19 protein-coding genes are annotated in these 16,980 nt (G+C 41.5%); 13 read left to right on the top strand and 6 right to left on the bottom strand.

The genetic code is table 11. From position 1 onward, the window contains the following. Positions 1-160: 160 nt before the first annotated feature. The 5 genes from IEX94_RS07605 (at position 161) to IEX94_RS07585 (ending at position 4,257) form a co-directional block, all read left to right on the top strand. Complete coding sequence (locus IEX94_RS07605; protein ID WP_188856699.1) at positions 161-478, top strand: PadR family transcriptional regulator; 318 nt, start codon at positions 161-163, stop codon at positions 476-478. Then, a complete protein-coding gene (locus tag IEX94_RS07600; protein ID WP_229782620.1) occupies positions 479-1,042 on the top strand; it encodes an HAAS signaling domain-containing protein in 564 nt (187 codons plus the stop codon). Beyond that, on the top strand, positions 1,035-1,835 hold the full coding sequence (locus IEX94_RS07595) for a DUF4097 family beta strand repeat-containing protein (RefSeq protein ID WP_188856698.1): 801 nt from the start codon (positions 1,035-1,037) through the stop codon (positions 1,833-1,835). The genes IEX94_RS07600 and IEX94_RS07595 overlap by 8 nt, the downstream gene beginning before the upstream one ends. Before the next feature lie 41 nt (positions 1,836-1,876). Beyond that, on the top strand, positions 1,877-3,613 hold the full coding sequence (locus IEX94_RS07590) for an ABC transporter ATP-binding protein (protein WP_188856697.1): 1,737 nt from the start codon (positions 1,877-1,879) through the stop codon (positions 3,611-3,613). A 158-nt stretch (positions 3,614-3,771) separates the two neighbouring features. Then, positions 3,772-4,257 carry a competence protein ComK gene (locus IEX94_RS07585; protein WP_188856696.1) on the top strand — a complete coding sequence of 162 codons (486 nt, stop codon included), beginning with the start codon at positions 3,772-3,774 and terminating at the stop codon, positions 4,255-4,257. Between the two features lie 40 nt (positions 4,258-4,297). Here the strand turns inward: IEX94_RS07585 and IEX94_RS07580 are convergent, their stop codons facing one another. After that, entirely contained in the window at positions 4,298-5,374 is a 1,077-nt protein-coding gene (locus tag IEX94_RS07580; RefSeq protein ID WP_188856695.1) for an NAD(P)H-dependent flavin oxidoreductase, read from the bottom strand. Positions 5,375-5,565: 191 nt separating this feature from the next. Here IEX94_RS07580 and IEX94_RS07575 point away from each other — a divergent pair, with 191 nt between their 5' ends. Both IEX94_RS07575 and IEX94_RS07570 read left to right on the top strand, forming a co-directional pair. Next, positions 5,566-5,712 (top strand): hypothetical protein, encoded by a 147-nt coding sequence (locus tag IEX94_RS07575; RefSeq protein WP_188856694.1) that lies wholly within the window; start codon positions 5,566-5,568, stop codon positions 5,710-5,712. Positions 5,713-5,757: 45 nt separating this feature from the next. After that, positions 5,758-7,251, top strand: a complete 1,494-nt coding sequence (locus IEX94_RS07570; RefSeq protein WP_188856693.1) for a peptide MFS transporter — start codon at positions 5,758-5,760, stop codon at positions 7,249-7,251. A 47-nt stretch (positions 7,252-7,298) separates the two neighbouring features. On the opposite strand, the gene IEX94_RS07565 is transcribed toward IEX94_RS07570, so the two are convergent. Together IEX94_RS07565 and IEX94_RS07560 are read right to left on the bottom strand one after the other, a co-directional pair. Then, positions 7,299-7,655: a DMT family transporter gene (locus IEX94_RS07565; protein ID WP_156857115.1), complete on the bottom strand. Its 357-nt coding sequence runs from the start codon at positions 7,653-7,655 to the stop codon at positions 7,299-7,301. A gap of 267 nt (positions 7,656-7,922) precedes the next feature. Further along, positions 7,923-8,234, bottom strand: coding sequence for a DMT family transporter (locus IEX94_RS07560; RefSeq protein WP_188856692.1), 312 nt, complete (start codon positions 8,232-8,234; stop codon positions 7,923-7,925). Positions 8,235-8,348: 114 nt separating this feature from the next. On the opposite strand from IEX94_RS07560, the gene IEX94_RS07555 reads away from it, so the two are divergent. From IEX94_RS07555 to IEX94_RS07530, 6 genes are all read left to right on the top strand, one after another. Then, positions 8,349-9,050 carry an ABC transporter ATP-binding protein gene (locus IEX94_RS07555; protein ID WP_156857094.1) on the top strand — a complete coding sequence of 234 codons (702 nt, stop codon included), beginning with the start codon at positions 8,349-8,351 and terminating at the stop codon, positions 9,048-9,050. Next, on the top strand, positions 9,040-10,182 hold the full coding sequence (locus tag IEX94_RS07550) for an ABC transporter permease (protein ID WP_156857095.1): 1,143 nt from the start codon (positions 9,040-9,042) through the stop codon (positions 10,180-10,182). Before IEX94_RS07555 ends, IEX94_RS07550 begins: the two co-directional genes overlap by 11 nt. 88 nt (positions 10,183-10,270) lie before the next feature. Continuing rightward, positions 10,271-10,417 (top strand): hypothetical protein, encoded by a 147-nt coding sequence (locus IEX94_RS07545; RefSeq protein WP_156857096.1) that lies wholly within the window; start codon positions 10,271-10,273, stop codon positions 10,415-10,417. 14 nt (positions 10,418-10,431) lie between these two features. Further along, a complete protein-coding gene (locus IEX94_RS07540; protein ID WP_156857097.1) occupies positions 10,432-11,100 on the top strand; it encodes a uracil-DNA glycosylase in 669 nt (222 codons plus the stop codon). A gap of 138 nt (positions 11,101-11,238) precedes the next feature. Beyond that, positions 11,239-12,348: a 3-phosphoserine/phosphohydroxythreonine transaminase gene (serC, locus tag IEX94_RS07535; protein WP_156857098.1), complete on the top strand. Its 1,110-nt coding sequence runs from the start codon at positions 11,239-11,241 to the stop codon at positions 12,346-12,348. Continuing rightward, positions 12,348-12,956 (top strand): class I SAM-dependent methyltransferase, encoded by a 609-nt coding sequence (locus IEX94_RS07530; protein WP_229782619.1) that lies wholly within the window; start codon positions 12,348-12,350, stop codon positions 12,954-12,956. The genes serC and IEX94_RS07530 overlap by 1 nt, the downstream gene beginning before the upstream one ends. Before the next feature lie 199 nt (positions 12,957-13,155). Here the strand turns inward: IEX94_RS07530 and IEX94_RS07525 are convergent, their stop codons facing one another. The 3 genes from IEX94_RS07525 to pulA all read right to left on the bottom strand — a co-directional run bounded on the left by IEX94_RS07525 (position 13,156) and on the right by pulA (position 16,545). Next, on the bottom strand, positions 13,156-14,142 hold the full coding sequence (locus IEX94_RS07525; RefSeq protein WP_156857099.1) for a diaminopimelate dehydrogenase: 987 nt from the start codon (positions 14,140-14,142) through the stop codon (positions 13,156-13,158). Positions 14,143-14,243: 101 nt separating this feature from the next. Then, positions 14,244-14,378 (bottom strand): hypothetical protein, encoded by a 135-nt coding sequence (locus IEX94_RS19990; RefSeq protein WP_255454397.1) that lies wholly within the window; start codon positions 14,376-14,378, stop codon positions 14,244-14,246. Positions 14,379-14,448: 70 nt separating this feature from the next. After that, positions 14,449-16,545 (bottom strand): type I pullulanase, encoded by a 2,097-nt coding sequence (gene pulA / locus IEX94_RS07520; protein ID WP_188856691.1) that lies wholly within the window; start codon positions 16,543-16,545, stop codon positions 14,449-14,451. Positions 16,546-16,980 lie beyond the last annotated feature (435 nt).

Genomic DNA, 16,980 nt, shown 5'->3' with positions numbered 1-16,980 from the left:
TGCTAAGTCTCAAGTTGTATGCGGAAATCATGCTTCAGGTCTAGTGACAGGTGAAAAGGGAAATGCTATACTTTAATTGCTATTATTTGTTGAACAGTAACATATACAATATAGTATTATATAATATATAATACCTAAATACATCAAGGGAGTGAGCGGGTTGAATGTACAGTTTAAAAAGGGTGTGCTGGAACTATGTGTGCTCGTTCTTTTAGATAAGAAAGATCAATATGGCTATGAACTTGTACAACATATTTCTCGTCATATAGAACTATCGGAAGGTGCGGTATATCCTTTGTTAAGGCGCTTTACAAAGGAAGGTTACACAACAACATATTTACAAGAGTCATCAGAAGGGCCACCTCGGAAGTATTATAAGTTAACGAAAGAAGGTAATAAGTATCTTCAGGAATTACTTGAGGAATGGTGGATGTTTACGGAAGGTGTTAATTACCTAATAGATGGAAAGGGGATATAAATGATGGATAAGAGACAATTTTTAAGCAAGTTGGAGAAAGCAATTCTAACACTTCCACGAAATGAACGGGATGATATTTTGTATGATTACGAGGAATATTTTTCAAATGGACTTGCGGATGGTAAAACAGAAGAAGAAATCAGTTCTTCACTCGGTTCACCAGAACAGCTCGGGAAAGAACTTTCTGCGGTATATTATGTGGACGCTGTTCAGGAAAGTGGTACGACAAGAAATTTCTTCCGCGCATTTTGGGCAGTCATCTCGTTAAGTTTCTTTAATCTGTTGATTGTTGCAGGTCCACTCATCGCACTTGCGTCTCTGTTATTTGCGGGCTGGGTTGTTGCGGTATCCTTCTCACTTACTCTAGTCGGTGTTCTGATTAACACACTTATTTATCCCGAGATATTCGAGCCATTCAATATATTCATTTCCATCGGACTAACAGGGGCAGGATTATTAATTGGAATCTGTATGTACGCCGTTACGGGATGGATGAAGCATTGGTTTGTGAAATATTTTCAATTTAACGTCAGAATGGTGAAAGGTGGAATGAAGTATGCTTAATCGCAGAAGAATCGCATTCATTGCGATAGTACTGTTGGTAATTGGCTTTGGCGGGGCATTGTTCACGTATCCATCTCTTAGTGCTGGCGAAACGGTTGAAGAGGAAAGGACCTTCACAGATACCATTTCAGATGTCGTAATTGAGACGGATAATTCGACCATTGAAATCGTACCGACAACTGACAACGTGACAAAGGTTGAATTTATAAAAGATACGAAAAATAATTCTCGTTATCGTTACAAGGCGGAAGTGGAAGACGGGATACTTCAAGTGACTATAAAGGAGAAAGTTCTTCAGTTCTTTAGTTTCGACTTTTCGCTGAAATCAGCGGTGACAAGAGTTTACTTGCCGGAAAAGGATTATGATTCCTTGAAAGCAAAAACTGCGAACGGGAAAGTAAGGATTGAAAATCTTAACAGTGATATCATTTCTGCCGAATCGACAAATGGTAAGATGTCTTTAGAGAATCTTAATACACAAACCGCGACAATTCAGTCTGAAAATGGGAAAATAAGTGCAGTGAATATATCGGGAGAACTAAAGGCTGAAGTCACAAATGGTACGATCAATGTAGAGGCAAAAAGCTTAGATCATCCGGTTGACCTCGAATCAGTGAATGGTAAGGTCAATGTTCAAGTAGAGGAAGAACCTGATAATGCAGAGATTATTGTTGAAGTGGTCAACGGAGAAGCAATTATCTTTGGGAGTAGTAGCCGGCATCGTACGTTTGGAGATGGGGAAAATCTTATTAAGATCCAGACGGTAAATGGAAAAGTAGTCGTGGATCATTAAAAATTTCCTCCGTGATTTTCTAACAATTAAGGAGAATGCAGATGAAAGAGAAACAATCAGGAATCAAACCATTTATAGAACTAATCCTATCAACGAAGATTTCAAAGTGGGCACTTGTGGCAGGATTAATCGGAAGTATGCTGACGATGCTTGTGAACCTTGCCATTCCGCTCCTAACAAGGAAGCTGGTTGATGGATTTACATTGGAGGCACTTAGTACGACGCTAATTATTACAATCATAGTCGTTTTTATCCTCCAGGCGGTTATAGATGGATTATCGACTTATATTTTAGCCGCAGTCGGTCAGCGGATTGTCGCTCGATTACGGGAAAAGATGTGGTTTAAGCTGCTTCGTTTGCCAGTCCGTTATTTTGATAAAACACCGAGCGGCGAATCGGTAAGCCGGGTCGTAAATGATACGGGAATAGTAAAAGATTTAATCTCCAACCATTTTCCGCAGTTTATCACGGGTATCATTACGATTATTGGTGCGATTGTTATTCTGCTTATTATGGATTGGAAGATGACCTTGCTGATGCTGCTTGCAGTTCCGATAACATTCTTGATTATGATGCCGCTCGGTTCAAGGATGGCGAAGATTTCAAAAAAGATGCAGGATGAGACGGCGACATTCACCGGAAATATCCAGCAGACGTTAGGTGAAGTCCGCTTAATGAAATCATCCACCGCGGAAGAAGTGGAGGAAAACCAAGGTAAATCAGGGATTCGTAAATTGTACAGCTTAGGGTTAAGAGAAGCGAAAGTATTTGCTTTGATAGGCCCGCTAATTTATACGATTATGATGTTTGTCATTGTCGTGATTATCGGGTATGGCGGTATCCGTGTCTCGGAAGGTACGATGTCAACAGGTTCGCTCGTTGCTTTTCTACTTTATCTTTTTCAAATCATCTTTCCGATTACATCGTTTGCGATGTTTTTCACAGAACTTCAAAAGGCAAAAGGTGCGACGGAGCGGATTATTGCAATTCTGGACTTGGAAGAAGAGGAAGGACAGGTTGGCATCACGAGGGATATTAGTACGCAATCAATTTACGTTGATGACGTTTCCTTTGGATATGACGAAGGAGAAGTGGTGCTAGCGGATGTCACGTTTGAAGCACATCCAGGAGAGATGATCGCTTTTGCTGGTCCGAGTGGCGGTGGGAAAACGACGTTATTCGGCTTGCTTGAGCGTTTCTATGAACCAGTCCGCGGTGAGATTCGAATTGGGAATACCCCGATTCGTGAGCTTTCTCTAGCATCTTGGCGGGGCCAGATCGGTTATGTATCCCAGGAAAGTGCAATGATGGCTGGAACAATCCGTGATAATCTCACCTATGGCTTGGATGATGCGGAGAAAATTCCAGATGATCGTCTATGGCGGGTCACAGAGATGGCTTATGCAGCGACGTTCATCCGTAGCTTTCCAGATGGTCTTGCTACGGAAGTCGGGGAGCGCGGAGTAAAGCTCTCTGGGGGGCAAAGGCAGCGGATTAATATTGCGCGTGCTTTCCTGCGCGATCCAAAAATATTGATGCTTGACGAAGCAACAGCAAGCTTGGATAGTCAGTCGGAACACGCTGTTCAGCGAGCTCTTTCCCGTCTGATGGAAGGGCGCACAACCTTTGTGATTGCCCACAGGTTATCTACCATTGTTAACGCCGATAAAATTATTTTTATTGAAAAAGGAAAAATAACCGGTTTAGGCACTCATGAAGAGTTGATTGCAACCCATGATTTATATCGGAAATTTGCTGAGCAACAATTGAATGAATAAGCGTAGACCAGCTAAGAAAAGCATCTTGGCTGGTTATTTTTTTGGAATAAATAAATTGGCTTGCAAACAATTCCCAATACTCATATAATTGGTGTCAAATATGCAATAAGAACTAGCCTAAAGTACTTAATGATTTAGGCGGGAAGGGAGTTATTCAATTGGAGAAAATTTTATTAAACTACACCATTACGCAAAATGACAATGCACTTCTTCCGGGGCGAAGCACACATTATGACACCATTGTTTTAACCTCTGAAGGGAAACACTACGTAAAAAAGCCCCCATTTGACATTATTAAAGAAAGCGCCTCTAAAACATTCTTAACTTATGAAGGAAGTACTCATTTAATTCGAGAGAAATTAGGTTTTAAATATAAAGTACCTCTCCCGATCAATACAGCCCTCGGTATCTATGCGATTCCTACCATGTCACCTTCACACCCAGACTGCATATGGCTATTTTATCATCGCATCGAGAGCATTGAGGATATCAGTGAGGAGTCTGTGTTGAATAAATCCAACGTACATTTTGTCGACGGGACGTCTTTATCACTTACGACATCTTGCTATTCCCTAGATAAGCAGATGAAGCGTACACAGCAATGTATCGACAAATTTGATGCAGGACAGGCATTGAGTTATTAAAGAGAGGGCAGCTTCGTAAAGCTGCCCTCTTTTTCCTTACTTAGAGACCTAAGTTACCCATAAGGTCTTCAATTTGTGAAAGGATGGATTGAATCAGGTCCCCTGCTTGTTTATCCGTGCTGGAACGTGGGTGTTGACCCGACCATAGAGCTAAATATTCCGGACGGTTTCGCTTTGCTGCTTCTTTCCGAATCTCTTGTGTCAACATGTTCTGAATCGGATAATTCGGCAGATGATGTTCCCTATTTTCAAGGCTTTGAATGAATGTATTTCGTATCCCTCTTGCAGGTTTTCCACTGAAGGCTTTTGTCACGGTTGTTGCCTCTTCAGTGCTTTCACGGATCGCTAGTTTATAGAGGGGGTGGGCGCCGCTCTCTTTGGTTGTGATAAATGCCGTTCCCATCTGTACAGCTTCTGCACCAAGAATGAGAGCGGCCAGTACCCCTCGTCCGTCCATAATCCCACCGGCGGCAATTATCGGGATGTTCACCAGGTCCTTTGCTTGTGGAACAAGTGCCATCGTCCCAATCATCGCGGATTGAAAATTACCAAGAAATGTCCCCCGATGTCCGCCAGCCTCACTCCCTTGCATAACGACTATATCAAGACCTTGTTCTTCATTGGCAAGTGCTTCGTTTACCGTTGTTGCTGTACCGATTAATGTTATTCCTTCGCTTTTTAAGCGACGGACAATTTTCTTAGGGGGCAGTCCAAAGGTAAAGCTACAAACTGGGACCTTTTCTTCGATTAATACTTCAATTTGTTGTTCAAAAAGATTCTTGTTCATTTCAGGTAGTTGTATTTGCTCTTCCATGTTTAAATCCCTACGAATAGGAGCAAGTAACTGATTGGCCTGTTTAATTTTTTTATCGGAAAAAGTCGGGTGTTCTGGAATAAATAAATTCACCGCAAACGGTTTGTGGGTGAGCTGCTTGATCTTCTGGATGGCTTCTTTCGTTTTTTCCGGTGTTAAGTAACCTGCTCCAAGCGTACCAAGTGCACCGGTTTCTGCGACACTGGCAACGAGCTCGGGTGTCGTTATCCCTCCCGCCATGCCTGCTTGAATAATGGGATAGGCTATGCCAAGTTTTTTTGTAATTGAATTATCATAAATCATGTTTCCTTCTCCCTTCCATTATTTTTAATCTATATGTAGTATAAGCCAGTTTAGAGTAAATTGAAAAATTAGGCAGGTAGGAAAGTCCAGTACATTTACAAAAATTACTCAATTGTAAGTAAAAATAAAAAATGATAAAATAGGAATGTTATATTACTAAGACAGCCTTGAAGTGAAAGGTAGGGAAAAGGATGAATTCAGAACGGAAAAATATGTATCGCGGCATTGCCTTCGTTGGGCTTGCGATTGCATTGTTATTGGATTTAAAATATAAAGGATTGGTGTATCGGATGATATTTCAGAAAGAAAACAATCATAACGTACCGATAGAAAACTGAAGGGGTCTTAGAAATATTTACAACTTAGAGGAGGATTAACAGCAAATGGACTCTAAAGAACGGGATGCGATATTGAAGACCGTGCCTCAAAAAGGTTTTTTCGGGCATCCAAAAGGTTTATCAACATTATTTTTCACCGAGTTTTGGGAGCGGTTCTCATACTACGGGATGCGCGCTATTCTACTCTACTATATGTACTATGAAATAACCGAGGGTGGCCTAGGACTGGACCGCACAACAGCTAACTCGATTATGGCTATCTACGGTTCTTTAGTATATATGTCAGGAATAATTGGTGGTTGGATTGCCGACCGCTTGTTAGGAATGAACCGGACCGTATTTTACGGTGGAGTTCTGATTATGATTGGTCATATTATTTTATCATTGCCTGGTGGATTTACCGCATTGCTATTATCCATGCTCTTTATCATTATTGGGACAGGCTTATTGAAACCGAACGTCGGTGGAATGGTTGGAGAACTTTACAGCAAGACAGACTCACGCCGTGATTCCGGTTTTAGTATCTATTACATGGGAATTAACATGGGTGGATTCATTTCACCATTAATTGTCGGAACAATTGGACAGGAATATAGTTTCCACCTTGGATTTAGCTTAGCCGCCGTAGGTATGTTCGCGGGCTTAGTTGTCTATTTATTCACGCGGAAGAAGAATATGGGTCTTGCGGGAATGCAAGTACCGAACCCTTTATCTGCTACTGAAAAAGGCAGCATTGCACGCAGATTTTTATTTGGTGGAGTTGCCATCGCGGCGTTTCTTTGGTTAGGGTTTTCCGGTGGCTGGTTAACAATTGAACGTGTCATATTCTTTATTAGTATTTCAGGTGTTATTATTCCAGCTATTTACATTTTTGTAATGTACCGCAGTAAGAAGACAACCGATGATGAGCGTTCCCGGTTATTGGCATATATTCCGCTATTTTTTGCTGCAATGATGTTCTGGGCGATTCAGGAACAAGGCTCGAATATTCTTGCAACATATGCAAACGAACGGACACAGTTAAGTTTCTTAGGTTTTGAACTGAAATCTTCGTGGTTCCAATCACTCAACCCATTATTTATTGTGGCACTTGCTCCAGTATTTGCTTGGCTCTGGGTGAAACTTGGTGATCGTCAACCGAGTACACCACAGAAGTTCTCACTTGGGTTAATTTTTGCTGGTTTATCCTTTATTATTATGGTTTTCCCAGCTATATTTAACGGAACAGAATCTCTCGTTAGCCCGCTATGGTTAGTGGCGAGTTTCTTCCTCGTCGTAATCGGTGAATTATTATTATCTCCGGTTGGACTGTCTGCATCCACGAAACTTGCGCCGGCTGCGTTTGCGGCCCAGATGATGAGTCTTTGGAATCTATCGAACGCTTCCGCACAGGCAATCAACGCGCAAGTAGTACGTTTTTATTCAGTAGAGACAGAGGCAATTTATTTCGGAGCCATTGGTGGTTTTGCGATTCTGTTAGGAATTTGTTTATTATTCCTTGCACCTAAATTGAAGAAATATATGCGTGGAATTAATTAAAAATTGGAATGGGGCAATCAAGTTCAGTACATTGATTGCCCCATTTTTTAAATAGTTTTTTCTTTGGTTTTATTTTTATTGTGCGCTGTGTCACTTGTGTTCAGGACGAGGATACCTCCAATAATGAGAATAATGCCGAGTAGCTTGGCGAGGTGGAATGCTTCATTCCAGAAAAGAAAGCCGATCAATGCAGTTAAAGCAGTTCCAGCTCCAGACCAAATCGCATAAGCGAGACTTAGCGGGACGGAACGCAGGCAAAGAGCGAGAAAATAAAAAGATAGCCCATACCCGAAAATGACTGCAAGCGATGGATACAACAACGTAAAACCATTGGAGAGCTTCAGCATCAGCGTACCAAAGATCTCAGCAACAATCGAAACAACAAGGAAACTATAACCCTTCACATTCATATCTAACACCAACTTTCTTTTTGGGGTCAGAGCAATTGTCCCAGTTAGACCGCTCTGTTTTTGTAGCTTGTAATCTTTAATTCCCCGGAACACAGAGAATCTCCCTTATTCAGTCGATTAAAGGCCTTCTAATCGCTCGAACGACAGCAACTCTTCCTCGTTCCGTCAGTTAGAAGTTTCCTAATCCCTTGAACGACAACGATCCTCATTCATTCGGTCAATGAAAAGCCAATCCCTCGCTCAAAATCCTAATACCTGCTTTCAAATATTCAATAGGACAACTCCGGCAATGATGAGCAGGATTCCTGTTAACTTTTTCATATTAAATACTTCTTTATAAACGACTATTCCAACTATGGCGGTTAGCGCAGTTCCCATCCCAGCCCAAATTGCGTAAACCAAGCCAAGTGGTAATTCGGTTAGCGTGAGAGAAAGAGTGTAAAAAGCGGTTCCGTATCCGATTATGACCCCGAGTGTTGGTAGTATCTTTTTAAAGCCATTCGTCAGCTTCAAAAAGGAGCTGCCGAACACTTCACTTATAATTGCAAAAACCAAAAGTACAAAAGCATTCATGTGAGCAACATCCTTTCTTTTACTGCAATATCCTCAATTATACGTGAAAAGCATGAAACTTTCAGCGATGAGTAGCCGTACTAGTTAATAGAAATGAAAGGAGCGGCTTCATTTATGTTACGATGCGAGATCCAAGAAGCGGGTTACAGTAAAAATGAACCAGTTTTAAAAAATATTACATTTAATGTTCATCCAGGCGAGCTCGTCGGATTAATCGGACCGAACGGAGCTGGGAAAAGTACAACAATTAAATCCTTGCTCGGCGTCATTGATTACGTGCAAGGGGAGATCGAAGTTGAAAATTATGCTTACATACCGGAACGCCCCTTTTTTTATCCTGGCTTGACGCTAATGGAACATTTTCATTTTCTTCTAGCTACGATTGAAGCGGACGAAGCGGATTTCACTCGGAAAATGCAAGGATTGCTAAAAGAATTTGAACTGGAAAATGTGGTGCATCATTATCCTGAAAGCTACTCCAAAGGCATGCAGCAGAAGGCAATGATTATGCTCGCATTTTTAAAGGAAGCGAATATGCATATTATTGATGAACCGTTTATGGGGCTAGATCCGAAAGTGGTCCGGAAGCTCCTTGATATGATTGCAAAAGAAAAAGAGAGCGGTGCCGGCATTTTAATGTCGACGCATGTACTTGATACAGCGGAGAAGATTTGTGACCGCTTCTTGCTTATCTCACACGGAAAGCTGATTGCGGACGGTACATTGGAATACATCCAGCGTAAGAGCGGACTGCAGGGAGGGTCTTTATTCGATTGTTTTCATATATTGACGGAGCGTGAGGCAGATGACCGGTAGGAAACTATTTAAATTACGATTAATTGATGATATAAAATATCAGCGGAAGATACTTGGAATGTTCATCGATTGGATAGTTTGGTTCTATGCTTTTATTCCATTCCTTATATTCGGGGTGCTTTTTTATATTGATATCTGGAAGGATACCGCATCCTATTGGCCGGAAATATTGCCGGGAACGGTGATTATCTGGTTGATGTTACTTCTCTTGACGATTGTCCAATTCCGTATGTTTATGAAAGAAGCAGATCAATTGTTTTTACTTGACCGGCCCAAGTTATATCGTGGTTTACGGACCACGGCTTTTTCATATTCTGTGTTGCAGAGGATAGGGCTGGCCGTGGTATTACTCGTTATTACCTTACCGTGGCTTATCCAGCTGATTGGGCTTGGTGTGCGTCAAATCTTTTTTCTGTTTGTTTTTCTCCTAGCTTATCAATTGCTTATATCTACCGTGAAAAAAATCATTCGCCACCCAGTGAAGCGTTGGATTTTGCTTGCTGTTCTCTTTATTTTCATCAGCAATCTTGTCATGTACCTATCGCTCGATATCCTTTTCATAGCAAGTGCTGCTAGCGTCATTTTTCTCACCGTCTGGAATTATTACGTTATGGTTCCGGCAAAACGCTACTTTTTTGAAGAGGTGAATAACGAGGTCAAGGTGCGGATGCGCTATGCGAAGTTAATGCTCGGAATGGCGAAAGAGGTGGAGAAGCCTCCAATTCGTTTCGGGAAACGGCCTCTACTCTTTAGAAATAGCAGAAGGATTTTTAAAGAAACAAATCCGGAAAATGGCCTTCTGGAAATGCTCTTAAAAGGATTCCTGCGACATACAGTCTATCTTAAAAGCTATTTCCAAATCATCGGCGTCACCTTATTTGCAATTACGTTACTTCCAATTATCTGGTTGAAATGGTTGATTTTCATTACGTTCTCATTGTTTTTGACGTATAATTCCTGGCTGAGAGGATTGTATGAAAAAATGCTCGATGAACATTTCTTCAGTGTCGTACCTATCGAGAAAACTGTTCGAGACGCGGCTTGGTTGCGCTTCAGACGCATATTTATAATCCCAGCGGTTATTCTAGTCGGTCTTACTGCTGTACTGATGACATTTGTTACGATAAAGTGAAACTCATTCACTGGGATTTTCCGTCCCCGTTCAAAAGTGGAGGTATTACAGACCGTTAATACGTGGTAAATTAGATGGAGGGTATGTAATGAGTGGGAAAGAATTAAAAAAGAAAAGTAGAAAAGCCGAGGAGCGTATCGAACAGCTTGATTGGTATATGTTCATAGTTGAGTTTTTTCTATATATCCCGCGTGTATTCTGGCGGATGCTCCGAAGGTTTTTTGATTGGAGTTGACAGGAGGTTAGCTGATGACAATTTTAAAAAATGATTGGGCCCCCTTGCTTGAAGGGGAATTTCAGAAAAAATACTACTTGGAATTACGGGAGTTTCTAAAAGAAGAATATAAGAATTACAAGATTCATCCTGATATGGACGATATTTTTAATGCCCTCCATTACACAAGTTACGAGAATACGAGGGTTGTTCTGATTGGACAAGATCCGTATCATGGACCGAATCAAGCCCATGGCTTAAGTTTCTCTGTGCAAAAGGGTGTAGCGATTCCCCCTTCTTTACGAAATATCTATAAAGAACTTCAAAGTGACTTAGGAATCGAACCCCCAGCCCATGGTTACTTGAAAAAATGGGCTGATGAAGGGGTGTTGTTGTTGAACACGGTACTTACGGTAAGGGAAAAACAGCCAGCTTCTCATCGCGGGAAAGGTTGGGAGCATTTTACGAACAAAGTAATCCAACTCGTCAATGAAAAGACAGATCCGGTCGTGTTTATTTTATGGGGAAAACATGCCCAGGAAAAGGAAATATTCCTTACGAATAAGCGCCACCATATTATTAAATCGCCGCATCCGAGTCCGTTTTCAGCAAATCGGGGATTTTTCGGCAGTAGACCATTTTCGGAAACGAATGAATTTTTGAGTGCAAATGGACGAGCTGCGGTGGATTGGGAAATTAGGTGAATGTTTACGTACGTTAAATCAGTTGTGCTATAAAACGTTCGTTTACCCGCTTGCAACATGCAAGGGCATTGATTATAATGAAGGTTAATATTGAAAAATCCGAATGTTGAACATGAAAATAGTTAGGGGCGAGAACGAATGAAGCGTGTTTATAACTTTTCAGCAGGGCCTTCCATCCTACCGTTAGAAGTCTTGGAAAAAGCACAAAAAGAATTATTAAGCTATGCGGATTCTGGAATGTCAGTTATGGAACTTAGTCACCGGTCTAAACTTTTTACAGAAGTGATTGAGAAAGCAGAACAAGATTTACGTGAATTAATGAATATACCGGATAATTACAAAGTGTTGTTCCTCCAAGGTGGGGCGACGCTACAGTTTTCCATGGTACCGCTGAATTTGATGCAAAATGGGAAAGCGGGCTTTGTCCATACTGGTTCCTGGTCGAAAAAGGCGATCCAAGAAGCGGAGAAATTCGGTGAAGTGGAAGTTATCGCTTCAAGTGCAGACCGCGGGTTCAACTATATCCCTAATCTTGACGAGGTGGAATTTGATCCGGAGTTAGATTATATACATATTACGACGAACAATACGATTGAAGGGACCGCTTTTACGGATATCCCGGACACAGGCAACATTCCGTTAGTTGCTGATATGTCTTCCAATATTTTATCTGAAGCAATTGACGTGAATAAGTTCGGTATCATCTATGCCGGTGCTCAGAAAAATATTGGTCCAGCTGGGCTTACAATTGTTATTATCCGTGAAGACCTAATCGGTAAAGCGAAGGCGGATTGCCCAATTATGCTTGATTATAAGACACATAGCGAAAGCAATTCATTATATAATACACCACCAACCTTTGGCATTTACATGGCATCCCTCGTATTTGAATGGTTAAAAGGTCTTGGCGGTATTGAAGCGATGGAGGCGAAGAACCGAAAGAAGGCGCAACTTCTCTATGATTTTCTGGACGAGTCTGATTTCTTCACGACTCCAGTAGACAAGGCAAGCCGCTCCTTTATGAATATTCCTTTTGTCACGCCATCCAAAGAGCTTGATGCTGCATTCATTGAAGAAGCAAAAGCGGCGGGACTTGAAACGTTGAAAGGTCATCGTTCCGTTGGCGGTATGCGGGCGAGCATTTATAACGCAATGCCGGTGGAAGGGGTAGAATTACTGGTCGATGTAATGCGAGAATTTGAAAAGAAGCATCATGATTCAGCGGCAGAAGTAGAAAAGGGAAGATAATGTTGAAACAATATAAGTATGATAAATTACTTGGGATCCGCACGGGAGCGAACAGGTTTGTAAAGCTCCCTGTTTCCTACCATAATAATCCATATGAAGCGACATCTTATGAAACATTGGAAACGTTGATTGAGCATTATCCAATAACGGAGAATGATTGTTTTGTTGATTTCGGTTGCGGGAAAGGGCGGATTAATTTCTATCTTCATCATTTTACCGGTGCTTCGGTGAAAGGTGTGGAAATGGAGGATGACTTATTGGCAGATGCAATTGAGAATTTAGCAGGCTATCAAATGCAGCACCCGGATCGTTTAAAAAGGATTGAATTTTTAAATTGTCCGGCACAAGAGTATCAAATTGCACCAGAGGATAATCGGTTCTATTTTTTCAATCCATTTTCGGTCAAGATTTTTCAAAAAGTCGTCCATAATATTTTAAAGTCGGTGGAGGAGTATCCGCGTTCGATCGATCTTCTGATTTACTATCCGCATGCGGAATATATTTATTATCTGGAAAAGAATACGAGCTTTGAATTAGTTCAGGAAATAACGATTGATATTTTCTACAAAAATGATTCCGACGATCGTATCTTAATTTATCGAATATAAAGTGAAACTTCATTCAGTGGGGGTTTCCTTATCCCCCACTGAAATGTTAGTTGAACAGAATCAGAGATTTACGGACTGTTTATCCCCATCTTCATATGTTGGGTTTCTTTTATGTTTAGAAGTGGGGATATTACAGACCGTTAATGCGTGACAAAAAATCCCAAGTCATAACAAAGACTTGGGATTTTGCCTCTCAATATTATAATAAATCTCTTCTTAAATCGCTTGCCGGGCGTGGAGAGAGGAGTCCTGGTGCGATATCGAATACGGTTTTGGCTCCGGTCGTGCCTGCTTGGTTCAAGCGGTATGCTGCGCGGGCATAGGCGACAAGCACACTTGAAGTGAATTCCGGGTTACTGTCCAGTTTGAGTGAGAACTCGATTAGCTGGTTATTGTCTTCTCCAGTCTGTCCGGAGCGGATCACGAAGCCGCCATGAGGTGCTTTCGCATGTTCTTTAGCCAGTTGCTCTTCGGTAATGAAGTGAACATCTGTATCAAAATCTGCGAAATAGTTCGGCATCGTTTTAATCGTATGCTCAATTTTTGCCTCATCATAGCCAGTTTCTGGCACGATATAGCAGACACGGCGGTGCTTTTCTGCTGTTTCCAATGTCGGGTTCTCTCCACTGCGAACGCGGTCCATTGCATCTTCCGACGGAATCGTGTACTGGACACCAGCCTTAACTCCTTCTACGCGGCGGACAGCGTCGGAGTGTCCCTGACTTAATCCTTTCCCCCAGAACGTATACGTTTCCCCATTTGGTATGATTGATTCGCTTACAAGCCGGTTGATAGAAAATAGACCCGGATCCCAGCCGACTGCGATAATGGAAGTATTGCCACCTTCCTTCGCTGCTGCGTCAACAGCTTCAAAGTAATCTGGAATCTTAGCATGGGTATCATAACTATCAACGGTCGTAAACAGTTGAGCGTATGCTGGTCCTTGATCTGGCAAGTCTGTCGCTGAACCACCGCAGAGGATCATCACATCAATCTTATCCTGATAATCGGTTATTTCATCAATATGTAATGCCGGAATGGAGGCATCCTCCAACTCTAGATCTGCTGGATCTCTTCTTGTGAATACCGCTACAATTTCCATGTCGGAGGATTGTTTAACAGCTTTTACTGTACCTCGTCCTAAATTACCGTATCCTAAAATGCCTATTCTAATTGGGTTATCCATGAACATCCTCCTCTTTTTGTCAAAATAGTATAGATTTAATCATACAGAAAAATAGTATATAGCTCAAATATTAATTTATCTTATTAATAGTCTTATCTCAATTATTTCTTCACTGGAAACACCGTTAGGAGGGAAAGAATAATCGTATCCGGACCGGTATGATGCTGCATTTCAGTATTCGCTCGCCCTAGTTCTACGTTTTTAACGGCCCCGATTGCTCCGAGGCCGATTACCATATGAAACCTTCTAATCTTTCATTTCTCTAATACTTTCAATTTCCAGTAGTATAATAAAAACCAGCTGACTCTAAAAACGGTCTTTCTCCAGTACAGCAACTTCATACTCATAAACGTGGAACAAGTCACCTTGAACAACTTTGTCCGGTCTCTCTTGGTGATTCGTAACCGTAACTTTCCAATTGCCTGGTGCTGGAAGCTGTATATGCCTTACTTCACGAGTAGGATTGATGAAGATGGTAATATCTTTTCCATCTTCTAGTAAGGTGAAGCCAAATAATGGATTATGTCCCTCTAACAGGTGCAGGCGCTGGGCGATTTCCTCTTGACTGCGCATACGAAATACGGAATGATTTTTCCGCAACTGAATCAGTTTTTTAACAAACTCAACTGTTTCATTCTCTGTTTCCCGACGGGTCCAATTCATTGCATTGATAGCATCTCCGGCCAGGTAACTATTCTCCACTCCATATTTCGTCCGGAAAAATTCTTGCCCGGCATGAAGGAAGGGAATACCTTGGCTAAGCAATGTGAGTGCTGTTCCCAGTTGATGCATTTTCTTCCGTGTGGAAAAGTCTTCTTTATTTGTAAGGGCAAGCCGATCCCAAAGGGTATGATTATCATGGCATTCTACGTAATTTACGCTTTGCTGAATTTCGTGGTTACTAATTCCTTCCGTTAACGTCACAGCTTTCACAAGGTCGCCGAGTCGTTCATGAAAACGCCCGGATCCATTGATGAAGCCTTTGTCCCCGGTGTCAAATAGCCTTCCTTTCAAAGTATCTCGAAAATAATCATTAAAGAAGCCAATCCCTTTTAATTGAGCTGCATGGGCAGTAATCGCTTTTTTCTCCCGATCTAGTGCGGTTGGTAAATCCCAGCCTTCTCCGAGTAAAAGAATCATTCGCTCTTCTTGCAGACAGCGTTCTTTAATTTGCCGAATTGTTTCGATATCGATATTCCCCATTAAATCAAAACGGAACCCATCAACTTTATATTCTGTTAGCCAATAATCAATCGTATCGACAATAAATTTCCTTGCCATTTTCCTTTCCGAGGCAAAGTCATTCCCGACACCGGTTCCATTACTCGGGTTTCCTTCGTTATCGTAACGGAAGTAATAGCCAGGAACTAATTTTTCGAAATCGGATTCTTCCCTAACGAAGACATGATTAAATACAACATCAAGAATGACTCCAATTGTTTCTTCATGGAATGCTTGAATCATCTTTTTCAGCTCATTAATTCGGGCAAGTGTCTGATCGGGAAGAACGGAATAACTGCCTTCAGGTACTTGAAAGTAAAGCGGGTCATATCCCCAGTTATATCCTAATTCTGGTTCCATTTCAGGAACGCGGGCATAGTCATTAACAGGGAGAAGCTGTACATGGGTCACACCCAATTCATTTAGATAGGATAACCCGGTTGAATATCCATTTTCCGTTGTCGTATATTTCTCCGTGAGTCCTAAAAATCGGCCTTTATTTTTCACACCACTGTTCGGGTGAATCGTTGCATCCCTCACATGAAGTTCATAAATGATTGCGTCTGTCGGATACTGAACAGGAAGTTTCGTGTTTTTCAATTGCATCGTACGGGAAAGGTCGATCAAAACAGAAGTTTCACTGTCTGGGGTCATGCCTTTTGCATACGGGTCTTTTACACGTACCCTTTTGCCGTGGATGGATGCTTCGAAATGATAAGGTGAACCGTGCCAATCGCCGGCTAATGTAAGCGTCCATACGAAGTTCTCGGTCCGGTTCATGGGGTACAACTTACCGTCAACATTTACTTCCACGGTAGTTGCAACAGGAGTCCATAGTTGAAAAGTTGCTTCAGCCTCCGTACAAATCGGTCCCAATGTCGTGTCGGGTGCGCTATATCTTTCATCAAAAGCCTCTTTCCGGACAATGTCTCTAGGATAGACAGGGATTTCCGCTTCTCCCCATAATAAGGTCAATTCCTCGCCAATTGGAAGTGCTTCTTGATGGGAGAAATGTAGGGTATGTGGATTTGGTGCTTGATGGAACTCAGTATGAAAATAGGTTTGTTCTTTCTCCCAATAGATGATCGGTGGAGTATCAAGCCTCTTTCTTAATGGGTCCAGCTCATCAACTGAAATTGTAATGAGATGAACGTCATCCATCCATGCCGTATAATTGCTCATGAACCTGCCTCCTTTATCGCTCGCCTTAGCAGCATCGTAACCCTTTTAATAAAGTGAAACTTCATTCAGTGGGGAATCCTTCCCTTTCCACTGAATGTTAGTTGAACAGAATCAGGTATTTACGGACTGTTTACCCCCTTCACATATTGGTTTTCCCTCATGTTTAGAGGATGGGGTATTACAGACCGTTAATACGTGATAAACAGTTAAACAAATATATGCCTTTTAGTATAGACAGTTAACTGTGAAAATACTTGTTACAGCTTTGTTAAATTTATTTTGTCTTTCCAAAAATATTGATATTCGTCAATCATATAACCGTATTTATACTATAGTATTAGACATCATGCGAACGGTGAAGGGATTAGGTTTTATGAATTAACGAATATTATTTTATATTTTTTCATCGATTCGCTAGGTTTCGACAAAAATGTA

The sequence above is a fragment of the Oceanobacillus indicireducens genome (genome assembly GCF_014647195.1).
Classification (GTDB): Bacteria; Bacillota; Bacilli; order Bacillales; family Amphibacillaceae; genus Oceanobacillus; species Oceanobacillus indicireducens.
The sequence above is the reverse complement of the archived record's forward strand: the minus strand, read 5'-3'. Positions and strand labels throughout refer to the sequence as shown.